Origin of the sequence: Caballeronia sp. INDeC2, from assembly GCF_023631325.1 — a bacterium.
In the GTDB taxonomy this organism is placed as follows: Bacteria; Pseudomonadota; Gammaproteobacteria; order Burkholderiales; family Burkholderiaceae; genus Caballeronia.
Genome location: NZ_JALQDG010000042.1, coordinates 281,304 through 298,699, shown reverse-complemented (window position 1 = coordinate 298,699; position 17,396 = coordinate 281,304). Strand labels below are relative to the sequence as shown.

The following is a 17,396-nucleotide window of genomic DNA, read 5'->3' as shown; positions in this document are numbered from 1 at the left end:
GTGTCCATCGGCGGCGCAACACTGCGCGTCGTCATCGCAAAGACAGGCGAAAGGGAAACGACATGAATGCGCTCGCAGGAAAGACCGCCGTCGTCACGGGCGCTTCGCGCGGCAGCGGCCGCGCCGCCGCTCTTGCGCTGGCGAGAGCCGGGGCGCAGGTCATCGTTCACGACGGTCATGGCGCGAGCGAAGCCGAGACCGTCGTGCGCGAGATACGCGGCATCGGCGGCAGATCCGGTGCGATCGTCGCAGACCTGACGACGCGCGAGGGACCGTACCGGCTCGCACGGCAGGTCCGCGCGATCGTGGGCGACCGTCTCGACATCCTCGTTGCGAGCGCGGGCGTGCCGGCGAACGAGGCCGTCGGCGACATGTCCGTCGACGAGTTCGACCGGCAGATCGCGCTCAACGTCCGTGCGCCGTTTTTTCTCGTCCAGCAGTTGCTTCCCATCATGTGCATGCGAAGCAACGTCACGTTTCTTCTTCTGCCAGCTCGCCGAGCAGCCGGTGAACTTCACGCAGCCGACGCGGCGATCGGCGGCGCGATTCAGACATTGGTCCGGCATCTTGCCTTCGCTCTCGGCGGGCGCGGCATCCGCGTCAACGGAGTCGAGAAAGGCTTCGATGACGTCGGCAGCGTCGTCACATTCCTGGCATCCGATGCGGCGCGCTGGGTCACCGGCGAGGTCGTGCGAATCGATGACCAATCTTAATTACATCCAAAAGGAAAAGAATCATGAACCCGTCCGATAACGGTCGATCCACGTGGCTTGCCGTCCTTTCGGTTGCGTTGAGCGCGACCGTGTTCTGCACGACCGAGTTTCTTCCCGTGGGCCTTTTGCGCTACATCAGCCACGGACTCGCCGTCAGCGAAGGCGCCGCCGGCATCATGGTCAGCGCGCCCGGGTTACTGGCCGCCATCGCCGCGCCGATGGTGACGGTCGCGGTGCGGCGCGTCGATCGGCGGCGCGTGCTCCAGGGCCTGGGGCTCATCCTGGTCGCATCGAATCTCATCGCGATGCTTGCGCCGAATTTTCCCGTCCTCGTTTTCGCGCGCGCGTTGTTCGGTATCGGGATCGGGGGATTCTGGGCGATCGGAGCGGGCCTGGGCGCGAGGCTCGTCGCCGAACGGCATGTCGGGCGCGCGACTTCGCTGATATTCGCGGGCGTATCGCTCGGCATGCTGATCGGCGGTCCCGCTGGCGCGCTCATCGGAGAACTTGCGGGCTGGCGCGCGGCGTTCGGGGCCGCGCTGGCGATGTCGCTCGTCGCGTTGCTCGTGCAAATGGCGGCGCTGCCCGAGCTGCGCGTGATACAGCGCATCGGCGGACGCGACTTGCTTGGCATTCTCGCAACGCGCCCGGGACGAGTCGGCCTCGCGGCGATGACGCTCGCGCTCTGCGGCCAGTTCGCGACCTACACATACGTGACGCCCTTCCTCGCGACGGTCTCCGGTTTCGACGGCAAGACGATCTCGTCGCTGCTGCTCGGTTACACGCTCATCGGCCTTGCCGGCAATTTCATCGGCGGCGCGGGGGCGCAACGCGATGTGCGCACGACGCTGCTCGCCACGATCCTGTTCATCGCGCTTCCGGTGGCGTTGCTGCCCGCGCTCGGCATCCATCGCATCTCGGCGGTCACGGCGCTCGCGGTATGGGGCGTGTCCTACGGTGCAATGCCTGTCGCGCTGCAAATGTGGATGGCGCAAGCCACGCCCGATATGCGCGAGGGCGGCATGGCGCTGTTCGTCGCGGTCTTCCAGATCTCGATCGCGCTCGGCTCGTTCGCAGGCGGCCTGATCGTCGATCGTTACGGCCTCTTCGACGCGATGTACGCCGGCGCCGCGCTGTGCGTGCTCGCGATGCTCACCATCATGCTGTTCGGCCGGTCGGCGCGCTCGTCGGCGGAAACAATCGCTGCGAGCTGACCGCGTGAACGGACCCCACTCATCGGAGGAACATCGTCATGTCCAGAACCATCAAAGTGCCTGACTCCAATCATCCCATCACCATCGAGCGTAATGCTTCGCGCGTGGTGGTCACCGCAGGCGGCAAAGTCATAGCCGATACGCGCGACGCTTTGACCTTGCGCGAAGCCCGCTATCCGGTCGTGCTGTATATCCCGCGAAAGGACGTCGACATGACGCGCCTCGAACGCACGGACCACGCGACGTATTGCCCATACAAGGGGGACTGCGCCTACTATTCGATTCCGTCCGCCGGTGAACGTGGAACGCATGCCGTGTGGACGTATGAGAATCCGTATGACGCCGTGGACGCGATCCGCGATCATCTTGCGTTCTACCCGGAACGTGTGGATTCGATCGAAGAATTCGGTATTAATTAATATGGATGACGAAATGAAAGACACGCCCGTGGTTCTCATTACCGGCGCTCTGTCCGGTATCGGCCGCGCCGCGGCCATCGCGTTCGCCAAGGAAAAGGCCCGCGTGGTCGTTTCCGGCCGCCGTGCCGACGCCGGCCATCGACTCGCCGATGAACTCCGCCTGCTCGGCGCCGAAGCCGAGTTCGTGCAGGCCGACGTGCGCTTCGAAGATCAGGTTCAGGCGCTCATCGAACGGACGGTCTCGCGCTTCGGGCGACTGGACGTCGCGGTGAACGCCGCCGGGACCGAAGGCGAGTCCGCGCCCGTCGTCGAGCAGACGATCGAGCGCTACGCCGCCGTCTTCGATGCCAATGTGCTCGGCACGTTGCTCGCGATGAAGCACGAGCTTCGCGCGATGTCGTCGCAAGGAAGCGGCAGCATCGTCAACGTGTCCTCGACAATGGGCATTCGCGGCGCAGCCAACCTTTCCCTCTACACCGCGAGCAAGCACGCCGTGGAAGGACTCACGAAGTCCGCCGCGCTCGAAGCCGCGCCGCTCGGCGTGCGCGTCAATGCGGTCGCGCCGGGGCCGGTCGAGACCGACATGCTCGAGCGCCTGACCGCGTCGCAGGAACGCAAGGCCGCCATGCTCGCGACCGTTCCGCTCAAGCGCGCGGGCACGCCGGATGAGATCGCAGACGCGATCGTCTTCGTCGCATCGGCGAAGTCGAGCTTCATGACCGGCGAAGTGCTGCGTGTCAACGGCGGAAGGACGGCCGCCTGACCGATCCCGACTCTGACGAGGTGAACGACATGGCAACACCGCTTTTCGAAGATCTTCCGCCCGCCTTGCAGCGCGTGCAGGCGCGGCCCCTGTTCGTGCTTCGTCTCGACGTGAAGCCGATCGTCACGGTCGGCGATACGCCCGGGCCGTTCCGCCGCATCGGCATCGTGCCGTCCGGCACGTTCGCCGGAGAGCGGCTTGCGGGCGCCGTGCTCGACGGCAGCAGCGACTGGCAAACGGTGCGCAGCGACGGCAGCACCATGCTCGACGTGCGGCTCGTGCTGCGAACCGGCGACGGCGTCGCCATTCCGATGTCGTATCGCGGCATCCGCCACGGCCCCGCCGACGTGATGCAGCGATTGGACAAAGGCGAGGCCGTCGATCCGGCGCACTACTACTTCCGCATCAACCCGATTTTCGAAGCGCCGAAGGGCCGCTACGAATGGCTGAACCGCGTGCTTGCGGTCGGTATCGGCCATCGCTTTCCAGACGGCCCGGTATATAGCGTGTTCGAAGTTCTTTGAACGGTGGAGACCGACATGAACGACACATCTTCGGAGCGCAACAAGGCGCTGCTGCTTGAAGCCTTCGACACGCTCTTCAACAAGCGGGACTACGCAGCCGCGGCCCGGTTCTGGTCCGAGCATTACATTCAGCACAGCGCGCACATCGCGCCCGGACGCAATGGCCTGTTCGATCTGATCCGCACGTTGCCCGATACCTTGCGCTATGAAAACCAGCTCGTGGTGGCGGAAGGCGACTACGTGATCGCGCATGGCCGCTTCTCCGGCAACGGGCGCGCGGCGGCGTGGATCGCGGCCGATATCGTTCGATTCGAAAACGGGAAGCTGGCCGAGCATTGGGACGTATTGCAGGACGAGGCAACGGAGCTGCAATCCGCCAGCGGCCTGCCGATGTTCGGCGACCGGTTTCCTGACTGACCTACGCGCGGCCGGGCCATGCCTGTCATGCATGGGGAGCTGCCCCGAAAGTCTTTTTCAAGCGTGTGCGATGCGCCTACATTGAGCATCAGCAGGCAACGCATCAGCGAATGCCGCCACACATCAAAGGATGACAGCCATGACCCGCCATACCCATCAGACAGCACCCACGCAGTACCTCGAAGCGAACGGCATCCGTTTCGCCTATCGCCGGTTCGGCAATCCGCAGGGCGTGCCGCTCGTCATGAACATTCATTTCACCGGAACGATGGATCACTGGGATCCAGCTGTCACCGACGGTCTCGCTCAAGATCGCGAAGTGATCCTGTTCAACAACGCGGGCATCTCCAGCAGCTCGGGCACGGTGCCTGAATCGATCGAAGACATGGCGGCGAACGCGGCGGCCTTCATCGATGCACTGGATCTGAAACAGGTCGACGTGCTCGGCTTCTCGATGGGCGGTCTCATCGCGCAGCAACTCGCGATCACGAGACCTCAACTGGTGCGCAGACTGATTCTCGTCGGCACCGGTCCGCGTAGCGGCGAAGGCATGGCTTCGCTGACTCCGGAAGCACAGGAGATCTTCGGCGTGACTTATGACGAGCCCGACCATTTGTGGCTGCGCGTGCACTTTACGCCCTCCGACGCGAGCCAGGCAGCGGGCCGCGCGTTCCTCGAACGGTTTCGTCTGCGCAAGGAAAACCGCGATCCCGAAGCGAACGACAAGGTCGCGCCTGCGCAACTGGCGGCGCTCGCCAAGTGGGGCGCCGCGGGCGAAAACCCGTATGCCTATCTTGAAGCCATCACGCAGCCGACGCTCGTCGTGAACGGCGACGACGACGTGATCATCTACTCGATCAACTCGTGGATCCTGCAGCAGCACATACCCGATGCCCAGTTGATCATCTATCCGGATGCCAACCACGGCTCGCTTTATCAGTATCCCGAGCGCTTCGTCGCGCATGTCGCGCAGTTTCTCTCGGAACGTCCGGCTCGAGTCTGAGCGCGAGCGCCGGCGTCCTCGTCAATCATCCTCAGGAGTTCGATCATGACCAGTCTGACTGGAAAAACCGCGCTCGTCACGGGCGCTTCTCGCGGCATCGGCCGGGCCATCGCGTTGGCACTGGGCAAGGCCGGCGCGCGCGTGCTCGTTCACTTCAGCAGCGCCGAAGACGCCGCGGATTCGGTCGTCGAGGCGATTCGCGCAGTGGGTGGCAGCGCCGACAAGGTAGCGGCCGACCTTCGGGCCGCGGACGGCCCGCACGAGCTTGCGAAACGGGTACGTGCGCTGGCCGGCGACCGCCTGGATGTTCTGATCGCGAACGCGGGCATTTCCAAAGCGGCCACCATCGAAGAAACGACCGTCGAAGATTTCGATAACCTTTTCGCGGTCAACGTGCGCGCGCCATATTTTCTCGTGCAGCAATTGCTGCCGATGTTCGGCGAAGGCAGCAGCGTCGTGTTGCTTTCGTCGCTTGCGGCACGCAGCGCCGTCGACAATCTTTCGGCCTACGCGGCAACCAAAGGCGCGATCGATACGCTCGTGCGGCACTTCGCATCCACGCTCGGCGAGCGCGGCATTCGTGTCAACGCGATTGCGCCGGGCGTCGTGGAAACGGACATGTCGAACTTCGCGAAAACCGACGCGGGCCGCGACTTCACGCTCGGCATTCAGGCGCTCAAGCGTGTGGCCCAGCCTGACGACATCGCCGGGGCCGCGGTTTTCCTGGCGTCGGATCTAGCGCGCTGGGTGACGGGCGATACGTTGCGCGTCGATGGCGGCTCGAAACTGTGACATCGGCGCAAAGCGGCGGTACGTGCTGAAATGCGCTGAAACGTGCTGATGTCACGGCAGCGGGAAGTCGCGCCCCATCGTTGCATCGCAGGCCCGGCGGTACAATCGGATGCGCGCTGAACCGGTGACTGCGAAGCGGGCGCACCGGATTCACGCGCGATCCCGGTTGTCCGCACCTCGTCACGAGGAGGCCCGAATGAACGCGTTCGTGCAGCATCACGATGACTTCGCTTTCGGGGCAACGATCGTCGCGCCGCGCCGCCGCGAGATGTTGCATCGAGGAATCAGGGTCGATATCGGCGAGCGGGCGTTCGACCTGCTTCTCTTTCTGATCGAGTCGCGCGGTTCCGTTCTGAGCAAGGACGAGATCATCGCGAGCGTGTGGCACGACCGCGTCGTCGAAAACAATACGGTCGAAGCTCAGGTTTGCGCGCTTCGCCGGGCGCTCGGCGACGATCGGGCGGCGATACGCACGGTCACGGGGCGCGGATACCAGTTCACCGCGGAGCCGCTCCCGCCGGCGACGAAACCGCATGAGCCGACCGCCGCACGAGCGGACGGTCCGTTCTTTCCGGGTTCGCGATTGCCCGCCGCGATCAGTCCTCTCATCGGCCAGGAAGCGGCTGTGCGCGAGATTTGCCTTGGCTTGCAGACGCATCGTCTGGTCACGCTCGTGGGAACCGGGGGCGTGGGAAAGACGCGGCTCGCGCTCGAAGCCGCACGTCGGTCGGCGCATCTTTTTGCCGATGGCGCATTCGTCGCTGAACTCGCGGCCACTACATCGACAGACCATATTCCGACGACCATTGCCGTCGCGCTCGGTTTTCCTCCGGGCGACGGAACGCCCACGCTCGACCGGCTCGCGCCGAGCCTGATGTCGCGGCATCTGCTGCTCGTTCTCGACAACTGCGAGCATCTGATAGACGGCGCCGCGACGATCGCCGAACGGCTGCTGCATATCGCCCCGCACGCGACCGTGCTGGCGACGAGCCGCGAGCCGCTGCGCATCGACGGGGAACTGCTGTATCGCGTTCCGTCGCTCGACGTGCCGCCGGACGACGATTGCGACGGCGCGCTCGACTATAGCGCGGTGCGTCTCTTCGACGAGCGCGTGAGTTCGCGCGCCGCCAGTCTGGATGCACGTGCGGCGTTGCGGTTGAAATCGCAAATTTGCCGACAGCTCGACGGCATTCCGCTCGCGCTGGAACTTGCCGCGGCTTGCGTGCCGGCGTTCGGTCTGCAAGGTGTGGCCGAGCGGCTCGGGAATCGCTTCCAGATTCTCACGCACGGCGCGCGCACCGCGCTTCCGAGGCAGCAGACGCTGCGCGCCACGCTCGACTGGAGCTATGGCCTTTTGTCCGATGAACAGCGATCGGTGCTGAATCGGCTGAGTCTTTTCGCAGGGACGTTCACGCTGGCATCCGCGCAGGAAATGGCCAGTTGCGCGGCGCTTTCGCCGGACGCGGTGGTCGCGGCCTTGATGCAGCTCGTCGACAAGTCGCTTGTTTCGGTGGCTTCGGGTGGCGGCAATGTGCGGTATCGGCTGCTCGAATCGACGCGCGCGTACGCTCGGGAAGAACTTCGCGCGAGCGGTGCGATGCGAGAATGGTCGAGGCGGCACGCAAGCTACTTCCTCGAAATCTTCCGGGCCGCCGAGCGGCAGACGGAAGCGCGCGCCGATGTCGACTGGAAAAACGCGTATGTGCCGCATCTGGACGACCTTCGCGCCGCGATGCTGTGGTGCTTCAGCGCCGATGGCGACATGCCGCTGGCAGTCGAACTTACCGTCGCCGGCATACCGTTTCTGATGCATCTGGCGTTGCTTCAGGAGTGTCTGGGCAACGTGGACAAGGCGCTCGAATGGCTGTCGATCGAAGGCGATCCGCTCGGCGAGCGGCAGATGAAGTTGCATGCCGCGCGAGGGATGTGCCTGCTCTGCCATACGGTCGCAGACAGCACCAGCGATGCCTTCGAATCGACCGTTGACATTGCGGCGCGTGTCGGTGACGCGGGCTATCAACTGCTCGGCATGTGGGGGCGCTGGATGTGCCACTACCTGAACGGCGAATATGCGCGGGCCATCCCGCTTGCTCATCGTTTCAACGAACTCGCGTCGAAGTCACCTTCCAGATGCGATCATCTCGCCGCCTATCGTCTGAACGGCATGTCGCGTCTTTTCGGCGGCGATCTCGAGGGCGCGCTGGTGAACCTGCAACGCGCATCGAGCGATCCTTCGCCGCTGACGCGCGCGCAACGAATGCGCTTTCTGTACGACGAAAAGATGCTCTCTCACGCATCGCTCGCGCTCACGCTGTGGTTCATGGGAAAGGCGGATGAGGCGCGGCAGGCCGCACGCCAGTCGCTCGACGATGCGCGCGAGTTCGATCATCCGGTCTCCATCTGTTATGCGCTGAGCGAAGCCGTGTGCACGCTGGCCGTCTTGTGCGGCGACGATGCCGCGCTCGACGAGGCCGTCGCGTCTCTCGCGATGGAAACGCGCCGTCATAGCATCTCGACGTGGCGCGCGCGCACGCAGATGTGGCAAGGGCTGCTCGACCTGCGCGCGGGCGACACTGCCGCGTTCGCCCGGACCATCTCTCCGGCGATGACGAACATCGGTTCGAAGCGCTTCTATGTGTCGCTGTCGCCGTACATCACGGCGCTGGCCGAGTCGTTGTGCAGGCGGGGCATGATCGCCGAGGCGGCCGAAGTCATCGATACATCGCTGACACGCGCGATCCGAACCGACGACCGGTGCGCGCTGCCCGAGCTATGGCGAGCGAAGGCGGAGATACTGATCGCGATCCGCGGCGACGAAGCGATACCGTCGGCCGAATCGATTCTGACCGACGCCCTTCAGATGGCCGCGCAACACGGCTTCGTTGCGTGGCAGTCGCGTTGCGCGTTGAGCCTCGCGAGGCTCAGGCACATGAAAGGCGACGCGCAAGCCGCGCTGGAGGCTATCTTTCCCATGACGCGGCCGTGCGCAAACGCACGGCATCGGTGATGACGTTCATCACGCCTTCGACGATGCACGCGCCGACACCTTGTCATACCACGCCTGCAGCGCATGGAATCCCGCGGGAATGCCGAGCTTCATGCCGCCCGCCGCGAAGTCGATCGTCACGAGCGTCGTGATGTCCGCCACCGAGAACGCATCGCCCGCGACGAACGGCACGGTCTTGAGGCGGTCATTGAAATCGGCGAAGAAGTTCGCGACGCGCAACTTGCTGCGCTCGACAATCTCCGGAATCTGCTCGTACCCATGCGGACCGGACAGCGCCCGGCCTTTCAGCCCCGCAACGGCGTTCCTGACGCCTTCCATCACCGCCGAGAATCCGTCCAGTTCGGCACGCCGCTCCCACATCGTGACGAGCGCCTTCGACGCAGGCGTCGTGCCCAGCAACGCGGGCGTATCAGGATAGGCCTCTTCGATGTAGCGCCAGATTGCCGGGACTTCGCCGATCGCGGTGCCGTCGCGCAGCACGAGCGTGGGGATTTGCCGGCGCGGATTGATTGCGATGTAGGCGTCGGAAAATTGCTCTTTCGCGCCGAGGTCCACCGCTTTCGTTGGAAACTCGATGCCCTTCTCGGCGAGGAAGATGCGCACCCTGCGAGAGTTGGGGGAAGCCTTGGATTCGAAGAAAGTGAGATCGGTGTTCATAGTCGGTTATCCAGAAACGTCGTCGTAAGTTCAGCCCGCGGTCTTGCCGCCGTCGACGGTAAGAATCTGCCCCGTCACGAACGCAGCACCTTCGTTCGCCAGATAGAGCACGGCAGCGGCGATGTCCTCGGGATTGCCGATGCGCGCGAGCGGCACCGTTGCGGCCAGCGCGGCCTTGTTCTCCGGCGTGCTCGTGAAACGGTCCAGCATGCCGGTGTCGGTCGGCCCGGGCGCGACGGCATTGACGCGAACGCCCGCCGACGCGACTTCGAGTGCGGCGGATTTCGTGATGCCTTCCACGGCGTGCTTGCTTCCCGCGTACACCGACGCGAACGCCGCGCCTTCGTGACCGTAGGTCGACGAGATGTTGACGATGCTGCCCGCCTGCTGCGCGGTCATCACGCGCAGTTCGTGCTTGAGACTCAGCAACGTGCCGAGCACGTTGGTGTCGAAGGTATCGGCGTAGCTCTCGGCGGTCTGCTCGACTATCGGTCCGGGACGGCCTTCCGTGCCCGCGTTGTTGACCGCGATATCGAGCCGGCCGAAGCGGGCAACGGTTTCATCGACGAGGCGACGCACGTCTTCGTCGCGGCGCACGTCGGCCTGCACGAAGAACGCTTGCGCGCCCGCTTCGCGCAGCTCGGCTTCGAGCGCCTCGCCCTGTGCGGCGCGGCGGCCCGATACGACGAGACGCGCGCCCGAGCGCGCGAATGCGAACGCGGTTGCACGGCCGATGCCCGTGAGTGCCCCGGTGATAAGGACAACGGAATTGTTCATTTGAAGCTCCGAGAGAATGGATTCGTGTGAAATGCAGCCGGATTGCTCCGGCTGATGCACGCAGATTAGCGGTTTGATCTCTGGACGGGAAAGACTTTCGAGGCTGGCGTCCATGCCTCAAAGGCATGGTCTTGAAGGAGAGGACGCCAGCGAAGCATGAAACGCGTCGGTGGCTATGTCGACTTGAACGTCATTGCAGCCGAAGCTGCTCGTCCCGCTTCTGCTTGCATAGCTCGATGAACCGCTGCACCGGCGCGGTCGCCGTGGCCCCGCGACGCGTTGCGATGCCGTACGGCGCCCCGCGTCGTTCGATTCGAATCGGCAGCACGGCCATCATTCCATGCACCTGGAAGTATTGCGCGACCTTCAACGGCATCAGCGCGACGGTGCCCGCGCTCGCGCGCAGCAACGACAACGTGGCGAACGTCGATGACGTCTCGATGGCGTAACGCGGGAACGGAACCTCGGCGTCGTCGAAGAGTTGTTCGAGCAGGGAGCGCATCGGCAGGGCGGCTTGCGGAACGATCCACGGGTTATCGGCGAGTTCGGCAAGCGACAGACGCTCGACGTTCGCCAGCGGATCGGCGCCGTCGACCACCAGACACACTTCCTCCACTTCGAGAGGAATGAAATCGTAAGCTTCCGGATGGACGCTGATGCTCGGCCGCCCGATGACAAGATCCAGCAGACGCTGATCGAGCATCGATAACAGGCGCGCGCTATTGTCCTCCCAGACCTCGACGGACACGTCCGGCTGCACTTCGCGCAAAGAGCGCAGGATGGGCGCGAGCCATTCGGGCATGGAGCCCATCACGGCGCCGATGGCGAGCATGCCGCCGCCGCCGCGCATGATGGCCGCCAGTTCGTCGCGCAGCGCACCGATCTCGGAACGCACCGCCCGCGCATGACGGATGACGCAGCGTCCGAGTTCGTTCGGCACGATGCCCCGCGGCGATCGCGCGAACAGCTCCGCGCCGAACATCGCCTCGATTTCGCGCAGGGACTTGGTCGTCGCGGGCTGCGAGAGCGACACCTGCTGCGCCGCCTTGCGCAATGACCCGTGGTCGTCCAGCGCGATCAGGAGCGCGACGTGATTGCCGCGCAGCCGCCTCAATATCGCATCGATACTGGTTATCACCGATATAACTCCAACGTCTCACCTGATCGGAAGGTTTCATTATCTGGCCGCACCGATGCCTCTTTAAACTGGTTTCGTCGATGTTCGTCGCAGCCCGGCGCTCGACAGCGCGGCTCGATCATGCCGGAATACACGCGGCGTGAGCAAGCGAACCGGAAATCACGCATCACAGGAGAGAGGCAAATTGAAAAGAATCGGACTCGATGTCGGCGGCACCTTCACCGATGTCGTGATGGTGGACGATGAGACAGGGCGCATCTGGTCGACCAAGGTGCCGACAACGCCGAAGGATCGCGTCATCGGCACCATCGAAGGCTTCCGCAAGATTCTCGAACTGTCGGGCACCGACAGCGCCGACGTTTCGTTCCTCGGCCACGGCACGACGATGGCGACCAACATGGTCGTCGAAGGCACCGGCGCGAAGACCGCGCTCGTCACCACGCGCGGCTTTCGCGACATCCTCGAACTGAGGCGCGTCTCGCGCCACGATCGCGCCGATCTCTACGATCTGCTGTTCGACAATCCGCGTCCGCTCGTCGAGCGCCGCTGGCGGCTCGAAGTGAACGAGCGTCTGCGCCATGACGGCAGCGTCGAAACGCCGCTCGATCACGCGCAGCTCGAAGCGCTCGCCGATCAGATTCGCGCGTCGGATGTCGAAGCCGTCGCCGTGTGCTTTCTGCATGCGCACGTCAATCCGCAGCACGAACGCGAAGCCGTCGAAACCCTGCGCCGCCTGTTGCCGGATCATTTCGTCTGCGCATCGCACGAAGTGAACCCCGAGTCGATGGAATACGAGCGCGCCAGCTCGACGGTCATCAACGCGATGCTCGGCCCGGTCTGCGGACGCTATATCGGCCGGCTCATCAGTGCGCTGGCGCAACACGGCTTCGCGGGCGAGTTCCTCTTCATGCAGTCGAACGGCGGTCTCGCTGGTCCGGCGATGGTAGCGGACAAGCCCATCGTGTTGCTCGAATCGGGGCCGGCGGGCGGCGTCTCGGCGGCGATCCGCAACTGCGAGAAGAGCGAACTGAAGAACGCGATTCTCGGCGACATGGGCGGCACGACCTTCGACGTCTCGCTGATCCGCGACTTCCGCCCCGAGCTGCGCAACAAGAGTCTGCTGCATACCTATACGGTGCGTTCGCCCAGCATCGACATCGATTCGGTCGGCGCGGGCGGCGGCTCGATCGTATGGATCGACGCGGGCGGCGGCGTGCGCATCGGACCGGAGAGCGCGGGCGCCGATCCCGGTCCCGCGTGCTACGGACGCGGCGGCACGCGCCCGACCGTCACGGACTGCAATCTGGTGCTCGGCTATATCGATCCCGACAGCTTTCTCGGCGGCGAATTCAAGCTCGATGCGCAGGCGGCATGGCGCGTCGTCGACGAAGTCATCGCCCGGCCGCTCGGCGTCTCCGTGCCCGAAGCCGCGCAAGTCGTGCGCTCGGTGGCCAACGCGCTGATGGCTCAGGCCATCCGCATCATGACGGTCGAACGCGGCTACGATCCGCGCGAGTTCTCGTACATCTGCTACGGCGGCGCGGGACCGGTGCATGCGGTCGATCTGGCGCACGAAATGGGCATCCGGCGCGTGGTGATCCCGCCGCTGCCGGGTCTCTTCAGCGCGTTCGGCATGACGGTCGCGGATCAGCAATACGACTATCAGCGTCCGCTCGAAAGCGATCTCGCGATGATCGACGACGCGGCCCTGCACACCGCGCTCGAAGAACTGACCGCGCAAGGCATGGACGAGTTGCGGCGTCACGGCGTGCAGGCGCAGAACGTGAAGGTCGTGCGCCTCGCCGATTGCCGCTACGCGGGCCAGCCCGACGTCATCACCGTGGAAGTGCAGGGCGATGCGCAAGGCATCCGCGCGGCGCTCGCGCAAGCCTTCGAGGACGCGCACTTGCGGCAATGGAACTTCATCAGCAAGGACAAGCCTGTGGTGGTCGCGAACGTGCGCCTGCAAATCGTGGCGACGACCGGCTGGCGCGGCTGTGTCGCGAGCGCGGACGGCGGCGAACTGCCGAAGCCGGTGCGCACCCGCGAAGTGTATTTCGATGACCGCGCGCGCACGCTGCCGGTGTTCGCGCGCACGCAGATCCCGGTCGGCGCGACCATCCAGGGGCCCGCGGTCATCGAGGAACACAGCAGTTGCGCCGTGCTGAAGGCGTCGCATGTCGCGCGCGTCGATCCCGATCTCAACCTCGTCATCGAACTGGCAGCCTGAATTCATGGACATCGTTACTTACGAAATCATTCGCAGCAGTCTCTTCGCGGTCGCGCGTGAAATGAAGATCGCGATGATGCGCACCGCCGGCAGTCCGCTCATGCACGCGAGCGGCGATTCGTCGGCGGCCATTTTCGACGCGGACATGCAACTCGTCGCGCAAGGCAACGACATTCCGACGATGCTCGGCTCGGCCGTCATCTCGACGCGCGTGTCGGTGGAAGCGGTCGGCCGCGACAATTTGCGTCCCGGAGACGTCATTGTCAGCAACGACGCCTACGTGGGCGGCGGCAATCATCAGCCCGACGTGCAGTTCACGCGGCCCGTGTTCGCGGACGGCAAGATCGTCGCCTTCGTGATGACGCGCGGCCACTGGACGGATATCGGCGGTCAGTCGCCGGGCAGCTATACCGTCACGACGTGGGACGTGTTCGCCGAAGGCATCCGCATTCCGCCGGTGTTTCTCTATCGCAACGACGAGCCGGTGCAGGACATGCTCAACCTGCTCACGCGAAACAGCCGCAACGCGCACGAACTGCTGCTCGACATTCAGGCTCAATACGCGGGCACCTTCGTGGGCGACCGGCGCATCGGCGAACTGGTCGCGAAGTACGGCGCCGACGCGCTGCGCGACGTGATGAGCCAGAGCCTCGATCACTCGGAGAAGCTGATTCGCGCGGAGATCGCGCGCATTCCCGATGGCGTCTACGAAGCGGAAGAGTATCTCGATCCGATCGAAGCGCCGGGCTGGAAGCAGGAGCGTCCGCTGCTCAAGGTGAAGATCACCAAGACGGGCGATCAGATCACTTTCGATTACACCGGCACCGGCCCGCAGGCACGCGGCGGCATCAACTGTCCGCTATCGGTGACGTGCAACAGCACCTGGTTCACCGTGAAGGCGCTGACCGATCCCGGCATCCCGATCAACCAGGGCTGCTATCGGCCGGTGACGATCATCGCGCCCGAAGGCAGCGTGCTGAACTGCCGCTATCCGGCGTCGGTGGTGTCGGGCAACACGGAGACCTCGCCGCGCGTGATCGATCTGCTGCTCAAGGCGCTCGCACCCGCGGTGCCGGAGCGCATCACCGGACAAAGCAACTGCGCGTCGTGCGCGGGCATTTTCAGCGGACGCGATACCGATGCGGCGCGCGTCGCCCGCACCGGCCAGGAATTCGTCACCATGCACGACGTCCACGCGGGCGGCATGGGCGCGCGCGCCGGCAAGGACGGCGTGAGCGGCGTGCGCGTCTACGTGGGCAACGCGGGCAGCCAGTCAGTCGAGATGATCGAAGCGACGTCGCCGCTGATGGTCGAGGAATGGTCGCTCGTCACCGACAGCGGCGGCGCGGGCCGGCGGCGCGGCGGGCTGACGTCGCGGCGCGTGTATCGCGTCGAATATGACGAAGCCACGTTCACCGTCTCCGGCGAACGCGGACGTTCGGCGCCCGAAGGCCACTTCGGCGGCCAGCCGGGCACGCGCTTCCAGTGCGTCGTCGAGCGCGCGGACGGCAGCGAGCACAAGGTCGCGGCAAAGGGCGGGCAGACGGTCGTGTATCGCGGCGATCGCGTGACGGTGCAGCCCGCGGGCAGCGGCGGCTACGGCGATCCGCGCGAACGCGAGCAATCGCGCATCGATGCCGATGTCGCCGATGGCTACATCAGCGCGGATGCGGCGGCGCGACTCTACGGGCAACGCGATGCGGCGCCGGAGCAAGCGGCCGACGCGCCGTTCGAAGTGGCGGCGCAATGAGCACGCATGAAACCATGAGCCAGCCTTTGCCGCTCGCGGGTGTGTGCGTGATCGAGATCGGTCACAGTCTCGCCGCGCCATACGCCGGCATGATCCTCGGTTCGCTCGGCGCGGAGGTCATCAAGATCGAAAGCGCGGAGCACGGCGATTACGCGCGCGACTGGGGCCCGCCCTTCGTCGATGGCGCGGCCGCGCTCTTTCATGCGGTGAATCACGGCAAGCAGAGCATCGCGATGTCGCTGTCGAATCCCGATGAAGCCCAGGCGTTGCGCGAGCTGATCGCGCGCCGCGCCGATGTCGTGTTGCAGAACCTGAAGGCGGGCGGCACGGAGAAATACGGCCTCGGCGGCGAACAGATGCTGCGCATGAAGCCGTCGCTCGTGTACTGCAATCTCGGCGCGTTCGGCACGGCGGGACCGCTGCGCGACAAGCCCGGCTACGATCCGCTCGTGCAGGCGCTGTCCGGTCTGATGAGCTTCCTCGGCCAGCCGGGCGAGCCGTTGTCGCGCATTCCGGTGTCGGTGAACGACATGGGCACGGGGCTATGGGCCGCGATAGGCGTGCTCGCCGCGCTCTTCAGACGTCAGGCGACGGGCGCGGGCGAAGTCGTGTCGGTGTCGCTGTACGAGACGGCGATCAGCTGGGCGGGCATCCAGATCGCCGACTATCTCGCCTCGGGCGTGTTGCCGGGGCGCTGGGGATCGGGGACGGCCGCGATCGTGCCGCATCAGGCCTTTGAATGCGCGGACGGCACCATCATGGTCGCCGCGGGCAACGACCGCTTGTTCCATCGTCTGTGCGGCGTGCTCGGCATCCCCGCGCTCGCCGACGACGCGCGCTTCGTCACCAACGGCGCGCGCGTGAGCAACCGCGTCGAGCTGATCGACCTGCTACATGCCGAGTTCCGCAAGCACGGCACCGCGTATTGGCTCGATGCGCTCGACAAGGCCGGCATTCCGTGCGGGCCGATCCAGACCATCGATCAGGTCGTGAAGCACGAGCAGACCAAGGCGCTCGATCTGCTGCGCACCACCGACGACGGCGCGGCCACGGTCGTCGGCGTGCCGATCTCGTTCGGCGGCGTGCGGCCCGCGCACACGGGCGTGACGCCCAAGCTCGGCGAACATAATCATCTGCTGGCGAAGACGCCACTGGAGACATCTTGAAACTTGCATCGCAACTGGTCGGCGCGCTCGACACGCTGACGCTCGAAGAAATCGACGAACAGATCCTCATCGTCAAGCTCGACCGCCCGGAAGTATCGAACGCGATCAGCACGACGATGGGCGAGGAAATCATCCGCCTATTCGGCGCGCTCGAAGCGGACCCGGCGCTGTATCGCTGCGTGATCCTCACGGGCGCGGGCGAGCGCGCGTTTTGCGGCGGCGCGGACCTCAAGCAGCGCGAAGGCATGACCGACGAGCAATTCGGCGTGCAGCACTACCTGTTCGAACGCATGAACCGCGCGATCACCTATTGCCCGGTGCCGATCATCTGCGCGGCGAACGGTTCGGCGGTCGCGGGCGGACTGGAACTGCTGCTCGCCTGCGACTTCGCGTATGCGAGCGCAAACGCGGTATTCGGCTTCACCGAAGTCAAACGCGGCATCATGCCGGGCGGCGGCGGAACGCAACAACTGCCGCGCACCATCGGCATGCGGCGCGCGAAGGAGCTGATTCTGCGCGGCGCGAAGTTCACGGCGCAGGAAGCGCTCGCGTGGGGCGTCGTCAACCGGCTGTGCGAGCCGGGGCGCGTGCTCGCCGATGCCATCGACGCCGCGCGCGACATCTGCACGAGCGCGCCGCTCTCGGTCGCGCAGGCGAAGAAGGCGATCGACCTCGGCATGCAGGGCGACCTGCGCACCGGGCTGTATCTGGAAATCGAAGCGTATAACCGGCTGATTCCGACCGAGGATCGTCTCGAAGGCATCAGCGCCTACAACGAAAAACGCTCGCCCCGATTCAAAGGCCGCTAACCCCGACAGCACGGCCG

At 65.1% G+C, this 17,396-nt stretch carries 16 protein-coding genes; 13 read left to right on the top strand and 3 right to left on the bottom strand.

The genetic code is table 11. The annotated features are described in order from the left end of the window. Positions 1–62 precede the first annotated feature (62 nt). The 9 genes from NCS28_RS28570 (at position 63) to NCS28_RS28530 (ending at position 8,852) form a co-directional block, all read left to right on the top strand. A complete protein-coding gene (locus NCS28_RS28570) occupies positions 63–713 on the top strand; it encodes an SDR family NAD(P)-dependent oxidoreductase (RefSeq protein ID WP_250517138.1) in 651 nt (216 codons plus the stop codon). 23 nt (positions 714–736) lie between these two features. Then, positions 737–1,927, top strand: a complete 1,191-nt coding sequence (locus NCS28_RS28565; RefSeq protein ID WP_250517137.1) for an MFS transporter — start codon at positions 737–739, stop codon at positions 1,925–1,927. A 38-nt stretch (positions 1,928–1,965) separates the two neighbouring features. Continuing rightward, a complete protein-coding gene (locus NCS28_RS28560; RefSeq protein ID WP_250517136.1) occupies positions 1,966–2,346 on the top strand; it encodes a DUF427 domain-containing protein in 381 nt (126 codons plus the stop codon). Positions 2,347–2,359: 13 nt separating this feature from the next. Then, positions 2,360–3,109, top strand: coding sequence for an SDR family NAD(P)-dependent oxidoreductase (locus NCS28_RS28555; RefSeq protein ID WP_250517135.1), 750 nt, complete (start codon positions 2,360–2,362; stop codon positions 3,107–3,109). Between the two features lie 29 nt (positions 3,110–3,138). Beyond that, positions 3,139–3,633, top strand: a complete 495-nt coding sequence (locus tag NCS28_RS28550) for a DUF3237 domain-containing protein (RefSeq protein ID WP_250517134.1) — start codon at positions 3,139–3,141, stop codon at positions 3,631–3,633. 15 nt (positions 3,634–3,648) lie between these two features. Continuing rightward, positions 3,649–4,050, top strand: coding sequence for a nuclear transport factor 2 family protein (locus tag NCS28_RS28545; protein ID WP_250517133.1), 402 nt, complete (start codon positions 3,649–3,651; stop codon positions 4,048–4,050). A 139-nt stretch (positions 4,051–4,189) separates the two neighbouring features. Continuing rightward, positions 4,190–5,053 (top strand): alpha/beta fold hydrolase, encoded by an 864-nt coding sequence (locus tag NCS28_RS28540; protein ID WP_250517132.1) that lies wholly within the window; start codon positions 4,190–4,192, stop codon positions 5,051–5,053. 45 nt (positions 5,054–5,098) lie between these two features. Beyond that, on the top strand, positions 5,099–5,845 hold the full coding sequence (locus NCS28_RS28535) for an SDR family NAD(P)-dependent oxidoreductase (RefSeq protein ID WP_250517131.1): 747 nt from the start codon (positions 5,099–5,101) through the stop codon (positions 5,843–5,845). A gap of 196 nt (positions 5,846–6,041) precedes the next feature. After that, on the top strand, positions 6,042–8,852 hold the full coding sequence (locus NCS28_RS28530; protein WP_250517130.1) for an ATP-binding protein: 2,811 nt from the start codon (positions 6,042–6,044) through the stop codon (positions 8,850–8,852). Positions 8,853–8,861: 9 nt separating this feature from the next. On the opposite strand, the gene NCS28_RS28525 is transcribed toward NCS28_RS28530, so the two are convergent. The 3 genes from NCS28_RS28525 to NCS28_RS28515 all read right to left on the bottom strand — a co-directional run bounded on the left by NCS28_RS28525 (position 8,862) and on the right by NCS28_RS28515 (position 11,424). Continuing rightward, the gene (locus tag NCS28_RS28525; RefSeq protein WP_250517129.1) at positions 8,862–9,509 is read right to left on the bottom strand and encodes a glutathione S-transferase family protein; all 648 of its coding nucleotides are present in this window, start codon (positions 9,507–9,509) and stop codon (positions 8,862–8,864) included. Positions 9,510–9,539: 30 nt separating this feature from the next. Beyond that, positions 9,540–10,286: an SDR family NAD(P)-dependent oxidoreductase gene (locus tag NCS28_RS28520; RefSeq protein WP_250517128.1), complete on the bottom strand. Its 747-nt coding sequence runs from the start codon at positions 10,284–10,286 to the stop codon at positions 9,540–9,542. Positions 10,287–10,476: 190 nt separating this feature from the next. Further along, on the bottom strand, positions 10,477–11,424 hold the full coding sequence (locus NCS28_RS28515) for a LysR family transcriptional regulator (RefSeq protein WP_250517127.1): 948 nt from the start codon (positions 11,422–11,424) through the stop codon (positions 10,477–10,479). Between the two features lie 184 nt (positions 11,425–11,608). Here NCS28_RS28515 and NCS28_RS28510 point away from each other — a divergent pair, with 184 nt between their 5' ends. Genes NCS28_RS28510 through NCS28_RS28495 form a run of 4 tightly spaced genes read left to right on the top strand, consistent with a single transcriptional unit; the run spans position 11,609 to position 17,379 of the window. Then, entirely contained in the window at positions 11,609–13,654 is a 2,046-nt protein-coding gene (locus NCS28_RS28510) for a hydantoinase/oxoprolinase family protein (protein ID WP_250517126.1), read from the top strand. A 4-nt stretch (positions 13,655–13,658) separates the two neighbouring features. Then, on the top strand, positions 13,659–15,404 hold the full coding sequence (locus NCS28_RS28505) for a hydantoinase B/oxoprolinase family protein (protein ID WP_250517125.1): 1,746 nt from the start codon (positions 13,659–13,661) through the stop codon (positions 15,402–15,404). Beyond that, on the top strand, positions 15,401–16,570 hold the full coding sequence (locus NCS28_RS28500; protein WP_250517124.1) for a CaiB/BaiF CoA transferase family protein: 1,170 nt from the start codon (positions 15,401–15,403) through the stop codon (positions 16,568–16,570). Before NCS28_RS28505 ends, NCS28_RS28500 begins: the two co-directional genes overlap by 4 nt. Then, positions 16,567–17,379 (top strand): enoyl-CoA hydratase/isomerase family protein, encoded by an 813-nt coding sequence (locus NCS28_RS28495; RefSeq protein ID WP_250517123.1) that lies wholly within the window; start codon positions 16,567–16,569, stop codon positions 17,377–17,379. Before NCS28_RS28500 ends, NCS28_RS28495 begins: the two co-directional genes overlap by 4 nt. Positions 17,380–17,396 lie beyond the last annotated feature (17 nt).